This window comes from Thalassospira sp. ABL2_045 (genome assembly GCF_056161285.1).
In genome coordinates this window covers 1-12,911 of record NZ_JBSWYV010000016.1, presented here as the reverse complement: position 1 = coordinate 12,911, position 12,911 = coordinate 1, and the positions used below count along the sequence as shown (strand labels likewise).

The 12,911-nt window shown below is 54.3% G+C and carries 12 protein-coding genes and 1 pseudogene; 6 read left to right on the top strand and 7 right to left on the bottom strand.

Translation table 11 applies throughout. From position 1 onward, the window contains the following. Positions 1–45 precede the first annotated feature (45 nt). Positions 46–615 (bottom strand): N-acetyltransferase family protein, encoded by a 570-nt coding sequence (locus ACXAIA_RS18120; RefSeq protein ID WP_475350584.1) that lies wholly within the window; start codon positions 613–615, stop codon positions 46–48. A 99-nt stretch (positions 616–714) separates the two neighbouring features. Here ACXAIA_RS18120 and ACXAIA_RS18115 point away from each other — a divergent pair. Both ACXAIA_RS18115 and ACXAIA_RS18110 read left to right on the top strand, forming a co-directional pair. Further along, positions 715–894, top strand: a pseudogene (locus ACXAIA_RS18115) (helix-turn-helix domain-containing protein); the annotation flags it as partial. A gap of 18 nt (positions 895–912) precedes the next feature. Continuing rightward, the gene (locus tag ACXAIA_RS18110) at positions 913–1,626 is read left to right on the top strand and encodes a LysR family transcriptional regulator substrate-binding protein (protein ID WP_475350651.1); all 714 of its coding nucleotides are present in this window, start codon (positions 913–915) and stop codon (positions 1,624–1,626) included. On the opposite strand, the gene ACXAIA_RS18105 is transcribed toward ACXAIA_RS18110, so the two are convergent. The 3 genes from ACXAIA_RS18105 to ACXAIA_RS18095 all read right to left on the bottom strand — a co-directional run bounded on the left by ACXAIA_RS18105 (position 1,623) and on the right by ACXAIA_RS18095 (position 4,587). Then, entirely contained in the window at positions 1,623–2,432 is an 810-nt protein-coding gene (locus tag ACXAIA_RS18105; RefSeq protein WP_475350583.1) for a DeoR/GlpR family DNA-binding transcription regulator, read from the bottom strand. The genes ACXAIA_RS18110 and ACXAIA_RS18105 overlap by 4 nt on opposite strands. A 166-nt stretch (positions 2,433–2,598) precedes the next feature. Beyond that, positions 2,599–3,279, bottom strand: a complete 681-nt coding sequence (locus ACXAIA_RS18100) for a DUF1013 domain-containing protein (protein WP_475350582.1) — start codon at positions 3,277–3,279, stop codon at positions 2,599–2,601. A 300-nt stretch (positions 3,280–3,579) separates the two neighbouring features. Next, positions 3,580–4,587 carry an NAD(P)H-quinone oxidoreductase gene (locus ACXAIA_RS18095; protein ID WP_475350581.1) on the bottom strand — a complete coding sequence of 336 codons (1,008 nt, stop codon included), beginning with the start codon at positions 4,585–4,587 and terminating at the stop codon, positions 3,580–3,582. 89 nt (positions 4,588–4,676) lie between these two features. On the opposite strand from ACXAIA_RS18095, the gene ACXAIA_RS18090 reads away from it, so the two are divergent. Beyond that, complete coding sequence (locus ACXAIA_RS18090) at positions 4,677–4,871, top strand: DUF1192 domain-containing protein (RefSeq protein WP_475346723.1); 195 nt, start codon at positions 4,677–4,679, stop codon at positions 4,869–4,871. A gap of 489 nt (positions 4,872–5,360) precedes the next feature. Then, positions 5,361–5,807 carry a DUF1465 family protein gene (locus ACXAIA_RS18085; protein WP_475350580.1) on the top strand — a complete coding sequence of 149 codons (447 nt, stop codon included), beginning with the start codon at positions 5,361–5,363 and terminating at the stop codon, positions 5,805–5,807. 65 nt (positions 5,808–5,872) lie between these two features. Here ACXAIA_RS18085 and ACXAIA_RS18080 read toward each other — a convergent pair whose 3' ends face one another. Both ACXAIA_RS18080 and rpmE read right to left on the bottom strand, forming a co-directional pair. After that, positions 5,873–7,711 (bottom strand): adenylate/guanylate cyclase domain-containing protein, encoded by a 1,839-nt coding sequence (locus ACXAIA_RS18080; RefSeq protein ID WP_475350579.1) that lies wholly within the window; start codon positions 7,709–7,711, stop codon positions 5,873–5,875. Positions 7,712–7,967: 256 nt separating this feature from the next. Further along, a complete protein-coding gene (gene rpmE, locus ACXAIA_RS18075; protein ID WP_008891651.1) occupies positions 7,968–8,192 on the bottom strand; it encodes a 50S ribosomal protein L31 in 225 nt (74 codons plus the stop codon). 273 nt (positions 8,193–8,465) lie between these two features. Between rpmE and cyaY the strand changes: the two genes are divergently transcribed. After that, a complete protein-coding gene (cyaY, locus tag ACXAIA_RS18070) occupies positions 8,466–8,798 on the top strand; it encodes an iron donor protein CyaY (RefSeq protein WP_475346720.1) in 333 nt (110 codons plus the stop codon). Positions 8,799–8,844: 46 nt separating this feature from the next. Next, entirely contained in the window at positions 8,845–10,641 is a 1,797-nt protein-coding gene (locus tag ACXAIA_RS18065) for an ABC transporter transmembrane domain-containing protein (protein ID WP_475350578.1), read from the top strand. 187 nt (positions 10,642–10,828) lie between these two features. Here the strand turns inward: ACXAIA_RS18065 and ACXAIA_RS18060 are convergent, their stop codons facing one another. Next, positions 10,829–12,121, bottom strand: a complete 1,293-nt coding sequence (locus tag ACXAIA_RS18060) for a peptidoglycan DD-metalloendopeptidase family protein (protein WP_475350577.1) — start codon at positions 12,119–12,121, stop codon at positions 10,829–10,831. Positions 12,122–12,911 lie beyond the last annotated feature (790 nt).

Sequence of the window (12,911 nt, the reverse complement as noted above, 5' to 3'; positions counted from 1 at the left end):
TTGCACCCGCTTTTGTTTTCAAAAGCGGGTGTTTTTTCTGTGCTATCAGGACTTCGGGATGATGGGGCTGTCTTCGCCAAGCGGGCGTTGCATCAGAACTGAATCAAGCCAGCGATCAAACTTGTAACCGACCTTCTTGAAGGTTCCGACCATTTCAAAGCCGTGGCGTTGATGCAGGGTTATGGAGGCCTTGTTGGCACTATCGCCAACGGCAGCCACCATCTGACGCCAGGGGCCTGCTTCACAGCGTTCGATCAGGGCGCTCATCAACAAACTGCCAAGTCCCTGGCCGACACAATCCGGGGCAACATAGATCGAATTTTCGACCGTATGGCGATAGGCCGTGCGCGGGCGATAGGTACTGGCATAACAGTAGCCCACGATCACTTCACCGCGGATGGCGACAAGATAGGGCATGCCCTTGTCGCGAATGGCGCGAAAGCGATTACCAATCTCGGCTGCATCCGGGGCTTCTTCCTCAAACGAGGCCGTGCCACGGAGGACGTGATGGCGATAGATCTTGGTGATGGCCGGAATGTCTTCAATCACGGCATCGCGGATGGTGGTCTCTGAGGATGGCTTAGTAATATTTGTGGAGGCAGTGTTCAGGGGCATGTTCTTGTCCGGCATAATGATGTTTGAGCTGACACTAAGCCCAAACATCACATAAGATAAGTTTTGATAAATTATGCATGGCATAAGGAAAAGTTTGATATGCGTGCGCTTAACCTTGATCAGCTTCATGCCTTTGCCGACGTCGTAGCATTGGGTAGCTTTTCCGCAGCTGCCAACAAGCTTAACCTGAGCCAACCAGCTATCAGTCAACAGGTGCGACAGCTTGAAGCCCGAATGGGCGTCAAATTGATCGAGCGTGTCGGTAAACGTGCCGAAGCAACGCCAGCTGGATTAGCGTTGCTTGGCCGTATCAGCGACATTGATGCATCTGTCCGCGCGGCTGAGGATGCTGTTGCTGGCTTTTCAAGCGGTGCGGCTGGTCGTGTCCGGATTGGAACCGGTGCAACAGCTTGTATCTATTTTCTGCCCGCCATTCTGGAAAAGCTTCAGCGCAGCTTCCCGAAACTTGAGGTCATGGTCCGGACGGGCAATGCCAGCGATATCGTCCGCGCGATTGAAGACAACAAGCTTGATGTCGGCCTTGTCACTTTGCCATGCACCGGGCGCAGCCTTTCGGTAACGCCGATCATGACTGACCCGTTCGTTGCCATTTTTCATGCGGATGCCGAAGTCGGAGATGTCATCAGCCCAGTTGATCTGGAAGCCGTGCCGCTGGTTTTGTATGAGCGCGGCGGCCTGACACGGACACTGGTGGATGAATGGCTGCGGAAATTCGGTGTTAATGGCCGCTCGGTGATGGAACTGGGCAGTGTCGAAGCCATCAGGGAGATTGTCGGGGCAGGGATCGGCGCGACAATCTTGCCCGCAATGGGCGCGCGACCGGATCGCACCCAATTCCCGATCAAGACCCGTCCGCTGTCACCGCCGCTGGTGCGCGAACTCGCCATTGTCATGCGGCGTGACAAAACCCTGACACCCGGACTAAAGGCCGTTTGTAACAGCCTCAAAGCTGCTGCAGAAAGCCGCAAGACTGATCAGACAGCGAATTAGTCGTCATCAGAGATGAAAAAGGTGGGGAAATCTGCACCCGGTTCCGGTGCATGAAGGGCGACACCCGCCGTCGTGATCATCTCGGCGATGTGGTCTGGTGGTGGACAATCGGTGAAGAATGCGCTGACGTCGCGGATCGAACCGCCGCGCACAACCGCGTTTCGGCCAAACTTGGTGTGATCGGCAACAAGATAGGATTTCCGCGCGTTCTTGAGGATCGCGGACCGGGCACGGACTTCCTGTTCATCGAAATCCAGAAGGCTTCCGTCCGGATCAATCCCGCCAACGCCAAAGATGCCGTAATCGACCTTGTAACTGTTAAAGAACGCCTCGACCTCGGGGCCAAGCACATCACGGTCACGATTGCGCAGACGCCCGCCAATCAGGGTGACTTCAAAGCTGTCATTGGTCGCTGCGACATAGGCGACATTGAGGTTGTTGGTAAATATTCGAAGATCACGGTGCTGCAACAGCGCATTGGCAACCAGCTCTGGCGTGGTGCCAATTGAAAAGAACAGGGATGCGCCATTGGGAATTTCACGCGCGACCAGGGCCGCGATCTTGCGCTTGTCATTGACATTAAGAACCTTGCGCGCCCGATAGGCGATGTTTTCATGTTCAAGGGCGGGTTCGACCCCGCCATGACGGCGCCGCAGCAGGCCTTCATCACACAGCGCATTAACATCGCGCCGGATGGTCTGCGGGGTCACAACAAAGCGTTCAGCAAGCTGCTCGATGGTGCGGAAGCCATCGGCACGGACAAGTTCGACAATGCCGGCCTGGCGTTCAGTGGGACGTTTTTGCATGGAAACGTTTCTTCGGTGTTGTTCGGTCGAAAAGCTGGCGAATGGTATTTTGCATCCGTGTCGGTTGCGTTACCGTTTAGCTGCATTACTGTGAAACAAACCTTACGCGTATGGCGTGCAATGCCCAAACAAAAAGGCCGCCCAGCGGGCGGCCCTTTGAATTCGATCAGGATTTGAAGAGGTTTTCTGCCGCTTCCATATAATCGGAAGTTTTCGGCTCTTCTTTCTTCTCGTCGCCTTTTTTGCCCGGGTAATCTGGTTCCGGATTGATCTGCAGCTCTTCTGGCAGCGGATCCGGCTCGACATCCTTGGCGATTTTTTCCGGGTTTTTCGAACGCGCGATCACAACCTGTTTTTCAAGATCAAGCTCGGTGCAAAGACCCATGGTCACCGGGTTGCGCGGTGCCAGGTTGGCCGAGTTCCAGTGCGAACGATCACGGATTTTACCGATGGTGTCCTTGGTGGTGCCGATCAGCTTGCAAACTTGTGCATCGGAAAGTTCCGGGTGATGCTTAAGCAACCAGGCGATCGCATTCGGGCGGTCCTGACGTTTAGAAACCGGGGTGTAACGGGCACCTTTCGCCTGCGCACGCGGGCGCGGCAGATCGGTTTTCGCCATTTTCAAAAGTTCGCGCGGATCTTTCTCGCAGCGTTCAATTTCTTCGTGGGTCAATTGACCGTTGGCGACCGGATCAAGGCCGACAATACCCTGGCCGACATCGCCGTCTGCAATGGCCTGAATTTCAAGCTCGTGCAGTTCGGTGAAAGACGCGATCTGCCGGAACGACAAGCCGGTATTGTCGATAAGCCATACAGCGGTTGCTTTGGGCATGAGGGGCTGTGCCATATTTCCTCCTGTTTCCTTCTTTCTCTCTGGAGACCGGCGATGGGTATAAGGCCCAAAAAGCGCGGGAATGTATGCCCCAGAATATAATCTCTTTTGGTGGTCCGGCAATGCTGCAAGGTCAACCACGGGGGTTGCTGCGCATCGTCGGACCCGCCATTGCGTTCTTTTCGATCAATGTGCGGGTAAATGCAACAATCTGTTGCGGTGATCTGAAAAGAATATTTCTTCTCAGACCGCAAGCATAGTCATGTTGCCTTGGATTGGTCAGATAAAAGATATCAGACCTTCGTCCAAATGCGATCAGTCGACTTCCAGTATCACTTTTCCGATGTGCGCGCCACCCTTCAATATGGCGTGTGCCTCGGATGCCTGTTCAAGCGGGACGGTCTTATAGATCACGGGCGTGACTGTACCGGCCTCCAGAAGCGGCCAGACCTTTTCGCGCAAGGCATTGGCAATCGCCCCCTTGTTGGCAACTGGCTGCGCACGCAGTGTTGATCCCATCAGCGTCAGGCGTTTGAGCAAAAGCGGGGTAAAGTTGGTTTCAGCCTTGGGGCCGCGCAAGAACGCAATGATCAGGATGCGGGCTTCAAAGGCCGCTGCCTTGAAATTCCGGCTGACATAGTCACCGGCAACCATATCTAGGATAACATCAGCCCCCTTGCCATCGGTTGCTGATTTGACCTCTTCGACAAAATCCTGCGTTTTGTAGTTGATGGCGATATCAGCCCCCAGATCACGACAGGCCTGACATTTCTCGTCCGTGCCGGCCGTTGCGATCACCTTGGCGCCGAACGCCTTGGCCAGTTGAATGGCGGTGGTGCCAATCCCCGATGTGCCGCCATGGACCAGAAACGTCTCGCCCGCTTTCAGCCCGGCCTTGTCAAAAACGTTGTGCCAAACCGTGAAAAAGGTCTCCGGAACGCCGGCCGCGGCGGTCATGGACATGCCATCTGTCACCGGCAGGCATTGTGCTGCCGGAACCGCGGCATATTGGGCATAGCCACCACCGGTCACCAGGGCACAGACCTTGTCGCCAAGTTTCCAGTCGGAGACATTGGCACCAATCGCCACGATTTCACCTGAAAGCTCAAGCCCCAGAATTTCCGATGCACCGGGTGGGGGCGGATACATGCCCGCCACCTGCATAAGGTCCGGCCGGTTGACCCCGCTTGCGGCAACCCGAACCAGCACATCATCGGCGCCATAGTCCGGCACCGCGACCTCGCCGAGGACAATGGCAGGTTTGTCACCATCTTTCGTGATTTCGATGGCTTTCATCTTTTCGGGAAATTCTGGATTGGACATCGGGACCTCGTTGGCGAAAACTGCGTTTTATACCTATCTAGCATCAGTAAGAGATTCAATGACCGTGACCGGGTCGGAAACAATGGAGGATGACCGTGGACGAAGAAGATGGCGCAATCTTCAAAGGTGGTGAATTTGGTCTGCCGCGCAATCTTGAAGGCATGTCAGTTGAAAGCCTGAAAGACTACCGTGCCGCGCTGGAGCGCGAAATTAAACATGTGGATGAGGCGTTGACACATCGCAAAGGTGCAGTTGCAGGGGCCGAGGCCCTGTTCAAAAGCTGATACCCGGACAAACGCGCGTAAGACGGTTATCTGAATACTAGACGTGAGGATGGTATTTTTAAACCTGAGGTTAATTGAAAATTAAACTTGCCGTCTTATATGTGGAATAGAGGGTCATCTGATGACCCCCTTGTCGAACGTGATGTTTCGATGCCTCCCTGTTAAACTGGACCGCCCTTTTTAGGGCGGTTCTTTTTCTTTATGATTTATACTCAAATACTTAACCGTGACGTTTCCGGCTGTTTTGCCGCGTTCCGCGTGGATTAATCTGCAAAAGGGTACGGGTTAATACGTATTGTCACATTTGTGCCATGAATAGCCTTGACCGCTTGTGAAGCGCTGGCTAAAGTTCGCACACAATAAAAAACAAAACCAAAAAGTCCGGCAAGTTTAGCAGGTTGAGGTGAGGCCGCCCCGAAAGTGGGCGGTCTTTCTTTTTGGGCATTTTTGTGCCTTGAAGCCACACATGGCCTTCCCAATATATTCAAGATGACGTACGAGCATCCACCGGCGCCCAATGCGGCGTCGTATCATGGCAATTTCTCGGTTGTTCACTTTTCGCGTACTTACGACGAAGCCTTCACCCTGTTGGTAGAGGCCCGAAATTATCTTTCGGCAAATCGTGGGCAAGGCAAGCGACATGGCAACCGGGAAGCCGTTGTACAATGCGTTGAAGAAATGCGCATGACCACGCGATTGATCCGGGCAATGGCGTGGCTTCTTGCTGTGCGTGCTGTTGAAGAAGGTGAGATTGCCTGGGATGAAGCCGTTGATATTGATGACCTGATGGTCGATATCCGCGTTTGCACCTCAGATCGCCACGAAGAATGCGGCTTTATCTCGCCAGGATTGCTTGATCTAATGGGGCGGGCGCACGCGCTTTACATGCGGACGGCACGCATGGAGCTTCAAGTCGCTGCGCGTTGCAACGGCTGATCCCGCTAACTGATTTTTTCAAGAATCTGAATTGTCTGAAGATGCCAATTACCGGGTCGCGCTTGTTATGAACGTGCCTGAACCTGAAAAACTTCAATCGGTTCGGAAAAGCCCTTCATCTGGCGCGTACCCTGGGACACAAAGCTCGCCCGGCTGCCGCTATAGGTATTCTTGACGTTATCGGAAACCAGCGTTTCATCACCTCCTGCCTGCGCGCAGACACGTGCGGCAAGCTGGACGACACTGCCAAACAGGTCGTTTTCCTCGGCAATGGCTTCACCGGCATTGATGCCGATGCGGATTTGGAATTTCAGGTCCTGTGTGGCGTTATGTGACGCCATGTTCTTCTGGATTTCAATGGCAGCCTCGACAGAGCTTGCCGAAGACGGGAACACGGCCATGATGCCGTCGCCCATATGTTTGACTTCCTTGCCATAGTTATTGATGAGCGCAGTGCGCACGATCTGGTTATGGATATGCACCATCTGTTGCGCGCCATGATCGCCCAGTTCCTGGGTCTTGGCGGTGGAATTGACAATGTCGGTAAACATCAAGGCATGAAGCTTTTTGCCAGCCGCCCCTTGCGGCCCGGCCGCGGGTTTATCGCTCCAGTCTGCAATTGCCTTGGAGACCGATGAAATGATGCTTTTCTCATCCCTGATATAGGCATCCATCGACTGGCGCCCGGCCCCATACATATCCTTGTATTTCGGCTCAAGGATATAGTCGTCGACATTCTTGCAGAATGTATCGGCCAACCCTTTGTTGGCGCCCAGTGCCGAAATGCAATCACGCAGGATCATCCGCCCGTCTTTTTGATCGAGCGCATGCTTTTCACTGCAGGCATCACAAGCCCCGGCAACATACAGATTGACGCCAAACTTGTGATAAGCGTCAAGTGCCGGGACCGAGCGCTGAATTGCCTGGATCGAACCGGTGATAAAGTCGCGCATCTGTTCACGGGTCGCACGCATTTCACGCGTTTCTACCATCGGCTTGTCAGGTGCATTATCGATCGGGGCCGGTGCTTCTTCTTGCGGTTCATCAGTCTGTTCGTCGACAGCTCCCGCATCATCCATGGCGTCGCCGTTATCTTCATGCGCCATCTCTGCTGCCATTTCGGCAGCTGACTTGCGACGAGCGCCATTGTCAGAGGTTTGGGCGCCACGGCCACTGCGTGTGCCGGGACGGTTGGCGCTGGCTTTGGTCTGGCGCGAAGAAGCACTTGATGATTTGCGCGCACGGCCCTTGAACTTTTTGGTCAGCGCCATCAACATCGGGACGACGCTGGCCAAAAAGCCAACGGTAAAGGACAGGAAGTTGATCTTGTCATAAAAGCTCTGACTGATCTTAAGCCCCATTCCCGGCAGGAATTCCAGCCCCTTGGCCGTCAGCAACATGGTTGCAAGGCCAATGGCAATCGCAAAGCAAAACGCGACCGCCATCTTGAGGCCGAGCCCGACAAGACTTTGGCTTTCGGCCAGGGTCCCGGATGGTTTGATCGGTGATGGTTTCTTGTCTGCAACTGCGGCTGGATCACTTGCCTTGTCCCCGGGCTTTTCGGCCGATGAAGGTGAGGGGGCAGGCGAGTGCGTCGGACGCGGCCCTTGCTGTTTCGGGGCCAACGGACGCTTGGGCTGTGCTTTGGGATTGGTATTCTCGAGCTTGCCCTGACCGCGCGTCTCGTAGATGACATACTCGTCAGAACTATTGGTTGCGTTGTTATAAACCTCGCGAATAACCTTTACGCCCGAGACGTGATTGGCACGTTCGATCTGTTTGGCTTCTTCTTCGGCCTGCTTTTTTTGCGCACCAGAAAAGTGGCCGTGGATCTGCCATCGGCCTGAACGGTCTTTAACATAGACCTCATAGCTAACCTGGTTACGTGCCGTCACTTGATTCATATAAGAGCCTGGTGATGCGTGCATGCAGGACCGGGCAGTGAACCTGTACCGCCTTACCCCTAACGAAGGGGATTATGGCAAAAAAATGCCAAAATCACCATCAGTTATGCTCATTAACAGCCAAGAGTTGTTCTAACTACAGTTTTTTAGCGTGATCAGCTATGCAATTTTGCGGTTTAGACAAAGAAAAACGCCCGCAGCATCAAGAAGATGCGGCGGGCGCTGATCCCACAGAACACAGAAACGTGTTCTTTGCTTAATTGCCGATATTGAAACCAGCGAAGCGCTTTTTGAATTTCGCAAGCTGCCCGCCGCTGTCCAGAAGACGGTGAACACCAGTCCAAGCCGGGTGGCTTTTCGGATCGATGTCGAGCTTCAACACATCGCCAGGGTTGCCCCAGGTCGACTGCGTGGTGAAGGTGCTGCCGTCAGTCATCTGAACGGTGATCTCATGGTAATCGGGATGGATATCTTTTTTCATCGCCTATCACTCCGGAATTTGAAGCGCGGTGTATAGTGTAAAAAATCGGCTCGCGCAACCCCTGTAACCGGGAATTATCCGATTAACGCCAAATGAGGGGAGTGCAGTAGCGATCTGGCGGTCGTTTAGCAGTGCTTGGCCCGTGTTTCAAGCTTTTCTCGCAAGCTTGCTTATGCATACTTGCACAGGCCTCTTTATATAGTATGGTGCGCCAACAATTCATTGTCGCCTTGCCGGGGCGTTTGACCCCGATGACAGACGGAGAACAAGACTGTGGCCCTTGAGGAAACCCGCTTCCATCAGATTGCTGACGAAACCATCGAAACGCTTTCTGACGTTATTGATGATGCACTGGGCGATGACCTTGAAGTCGATCTGCAGTCGGGCATCCTGACCATTGAACTCGACTCGGGTGAACAGTTCATTATTAACAAGCACGGTCCAAATCGCCAGGTCTGGCTGTCTTCACCGGTTAGTGGTGCGAGTCACTATGATTTTGACGAAGACAACGAAACCTGGACCTCGACCCGTGGCTCGACCACGCTTCCCGATCAGCTCTCGACTGATCTTGCGGTCAAAACCGGTAACAAACTTGATCTTGGCTGATCTTTGATTGGCTGCGTGGTTCCCGTTGCATATGGAATAAAGTGCCTTGGCGCGTACACCGACTTCTTCTGCAAAACTCACCGATCGTGAAACCAGCCGGAACCTTTCGTCGCTCCGCGCCATTGTTCCGTTTGTCACAAAGTATCGCTTGCAGCTGATCGGTGCGCTGATAGCACTGGTAACCGCATCGGGCACGGTGCTGGCCCTTGGCAATGGCCTGCGCATGCTGGTCGACGAAGGTTTTGCCGAAGGCGACGGCGCACTGCTTGATCGCGCCCTGTTTGTGCTGTTTGCCGTGACCCTTCTTTTGGCTGGTGCCAGTTACATGCGCTTTTTCCTGGTCTCGTGGATCGGGGAACGTGTGGTGGCCGATATCCGCTCAGCCGTCTATCGCCACATCATTCGACTGGACTCGGCCTTTTTTGAAGTCACCCGTACCGGTGAGGTGCTCTCGCGCCTGACCACCGACACGACACTTTTGCAATCTGTTATTGGCTCCAGTGTCTCGATTGCATTGCGCAATGCCCTGATGTTCGTTGGCGGTCTCACGATGCTGGCGATCACTAGTCCCAAACTGACTGCCTTGGTGTTGCTGGTCGTGCCGCTGGTTGTGGTGCCGATTGTTGGTTATGGCCGCCGGGTCCGTCGTCTGTCGCGCGAATCCCAGGATCGGGTTGCCGATGTCAGCGCCTTTTCCGAAGAAACGCTGAATGCATTGCGCACCGTTCAGGCCTATACCCACGAAGAAATCGAAAGTACCCGTTTCAGCGGGCATGTCGAAGGGGCCTTCAAAACGGCCGTTGCGCGTATTTCCGCGCGTGCCCTTCTGACTGCGATTGTCATTGTCATGGTGTTTGGCGCGGTTGGTACGATCCTGTGGATCGGTGGCCATGATGTGCTCGATGGCACAATCTCGGCCGGGGAGCTTTCCGCCTTCGTTTTCTACGCAGTGGTCGTGGCCGGGTCGGTTGGTGCCATCAGTGAGGTTATCGGCGATCTGCAACGTGCTGCCGGTGCGGCGGAACGTCTTGTGGCGCTGCTTTCGACCGAACCTGAAATCAAGGCGCCCGAAAACCCGGCGCCGATGCCGGTTCCCCATCAGGGCCATGTCAGCTTCGAAGACGTTACCTTCCACTATCCCGCCCGTCCGGATCGCTCAGCACTTGAAGGTGTCAGCCTGTCAGTCAAGCCGGGTGAAACGGTCGCGCTTGTCGGCCCGTCAGGGGCGGGCAAGACGACGGTCTTCCAGTTGCTTCTGCGCTTCTATGATCCGGCAAGTGGCGTGATCCGGGTTGATGGCGTTGATATCAAAACCGCCGATCCGGTTGCTGTGCGTGAACGCATTGGTCTGGTCGCACAGGATCCGGTGATCTTTGCAGCCAACGCCTGGGATAATATTCGCTATGGCCGCCCGGATGCGACGGATGATGATGTCCGTGCCGCGGCCGATGCTGCCCATGCCAGCGAGTTCCTTGATCGCCTGCCAGACGGGTTCAATACCTTCCTCGGTGAAAAGGGTGTGCGCCTGTCGGGTGGGCAGCGTCAGCGTATTGCGATTGCACGCGCGATCTTGCGCAATCCGACGATCCTTCTGCTCGATGAAGCCACCAGCGCGCTTGATGCCGAAAGTGAACAGGTCGTGCAAAAGGCGCTTGAAACCATCATGACCCAGCGTACGACGCTGGTAATTGCCCATCGTCTGGCAACGGTTCTGCATGCAGACCGCATTGCGGTGATTGATGATGGCAAGCTGGTGACAATTGGGACCCATCAGGAGCTGCTTGAAAGCTCCCCGCTTTATGGGCGTCTTGCCAAGCTGCAGTTTGACCGCGACGCTGCCTGATCAACGGCCTCTTATCCCACTGATACAGTGGTCGTCGTAGCTGTACCTCATGCAGAACGATCATGAGACGGCGGGCGTCTTCAGTGTGATGTGACACGGCGACGCCTGGTACATTGCCCGCACGATCCTTCAGAAAACAAAAAACCCGCCACGGGGGCGGGTTTCGAAATGCTGTGTAATGTCGATCTTACTCGGCGCTTGCGATCTTGCGATTTCCGATCGAAAGCTCGGCATATTGTTTACGAAGCACATCTGAATCTGCCAGGAAGCGATCAAGCTCTTCACCCTTAAGCGTCTTGCCGCTCGGCATCTTGACGCGGATCGGGTTGACCTGGGTATGGTTTTTCAGGATCTCGTAATGCAGATGCGGGCCGGTTGAACGGCCGGTCGTACCGACATAGCCGATAACATCCCCCTGCTTGACGCGCGAGCCCTGACGCAGGCCCTTGGCAAAGCCGTTCATGTGGGCATAGGCCGTGTCATAGGAATCGTTATGGCGGATCAGGATGTAGTTGCCATAACCGCCATTGCGGCCAATCTTGGCAATCGTGCCGTTACCTGCGGCAAAGATCGGGGTGCCGGTCGGGGCGGCAAAGTCGATGCCCTTATGCATCTTGGTATAGCCAAGGATCGGGTGCTTGCGTTTGCCATAGCCCGATGACAGGCGCGCCCCATTGATCGGGGTCCGCATCAGTGCACGGCGATAAGACTCACCCTTCTGATTGTAGAAGTCGGTCTCGCCATTGCTGTCGGTATAGGAATAAAGCCGCACTTCATGGCCACTCAGCGTCATGCTGGCATATAGCACATCGCCAAAACGAACGCGCTCACCTGCATCATTGTTGAGTTCCTGATACATGACCTCAAAGCTGTCACCCGGCTGAATGTCACGCTGGAAGTCGACTTCATAGGAATAAAGCTCGATCAGGTCCATCAGGACGGGGATCGGAACGCCGTTGCGTTCAGCAGCCAGAAACAGGCTCTGTTCAATTGTGCCCGATGCAACGTTGCGTGCAGTGGTCAGTTCGATCTTGTCTGAAGATGCCTGATAGCCGTCATAGGTACGCGAAACCGAAACAATGGTTTCCGGGTCCGGCTGGAAGCTCATCTGATCAAGAAGTTCGCTATCGTCCTGTGCGTCTGCTGCGTAAACAAGGTCAAACTCCTGACCGGCACGCAGCTTGCGCGGATTGAAAACATCGCGCAGCGCTTCAATGGCGTTATAGGCAGATGTGCGTTCAAGTCCGGTGGCGGTCAGTGTCGCCATCAGGTTGGAGCCCCGTTCAAGGACAACAGTCTCACGGCGCGGTTCAAGGTCGGGAATGCTGGCTGTTTCTGTGATGGCAGTGTCACCATCCAGAGTGAGGCTCTCGGCGGCACTTGCGGACAGGGCTGTATCCGAGGCGTTGGAATAATGATCGGATAACAGATATCCGGTTGTTCCCCCCAGAATAACCATCACACTTGCAATAGAAACCAAGTCTCTTCCGGCCATTGCCGTAGAACTCCCCTAAAAGCCAATAATCAGTTTGCCCGTGCAGTTGCTCTTTCCGGCAACATCGCCTCAAACCTTATACATAAAAGATTTGGCGATGTGAAATGCGAATTGCTGCGGGCAAAAGTGGAACCCATCACGATATAATGGCGCGATTTCCTTTACGAACCGTTGAGGAAATCCTGCCGCCTTCGCTTTGATGGGCGGCGATGATGTCGCACCGCAGAATGGCAAGAACAAGGCAACCAAAGCCGCCCTTATTATCTTCTTCACAAGGGACGGAATTCGGGGGCTGAAATGACACATATATATGTGTTGTGTTTTGAGGGCTTCATGCGGGTAGGGCGGCAGGTTGCTTTTTTGGTGTTTGGCGCCGCTGCCTATATCGTCAGACACCAAACAGACCAATCCATGTTTGCATCCTCTTTCTCAACCACGGGATGAGGGCGAAATAGCCCCGGTTCCTGCCTGTTTGGTCTGTTTTCACAAATTTGTATTTTTTCGGCATTTTTTTCCGAAAAAGGGTTTGACAGTTTTGGGAGTGGGGCCTATAACCCGCCTCCACCGACGAGGTGCGGCGCCAACGAGACGGCGACGCGGAACGACGGTTTGGGGCTTCGGCCTTTGAGTTCTTTGACATTGTAGATCAGAAGGAAGGGATGCGCGGGCAGCGTTATGGCGCTAAAGTCTGTGCATCCTGGAGACGACGGATCAGTTTGAATTTATTCAGATTGATTTGTGGTAACCACCAAAATGTGCAGACGTTAATTTTGAA

Coding starts and splice junctions, on each gene's coding strand:
- ACXAIA_RS18095 (WP_475350581.1), bottom strand. CDS start 4,587: ATGTCCAATCCAGAATTTCCCGAAAAGATGAAAGCCATCGAAATCACG.
- ACXAIA_RS18085 (WP_475350580.1), top strand. CDS start 5,361: ATGACGTACGAGCATCCACCGGCGCCCAATGCGGCGTCGTATCATGGC.
- ACXAIA_RS18120 (WP_475350584.1), bottom strand. CDS start 615: ATGCCCCTGAACACTGCCTCCACAAATATTACTAAGCCATCCTCAGAG.
- ACXAIA_RS18080 (WP_475350579.1), bottom strand. CDS start 7,711: ATGAATCAAGTGACGGCACGTAACCAGGTTAGCTATGAGGTCTATGTT.
- ACXAIA_RS18105 (WP_475350583.1), bottom strand. CDS start 2,432: ATGCAAAAACGTCCCACTGAACGCCAGGCCGGCATTGTCGAACTTGTC.
- ACXAIA_RS18090 (WP_475346723.1), top strand. CDS start 4,677: ATGACCGTGGACGAAGAAGATGGCGCAATCTTCAAAGGTGGTGAATTT.
- ACXAIA_RS18100 (WP_475350582.1), bottom strand. CDS start 3,279: ATGGCACAGCCCCTCATGCCCAAAGCAACCGCTGTATGGCTTATCGAC.
- rpmE (WP_008891651.1), bottom strand. CDS start 8,192: ATGAAAAAAGATATCCATCCCGATTACCATGAGATCACCGTTCAGATG.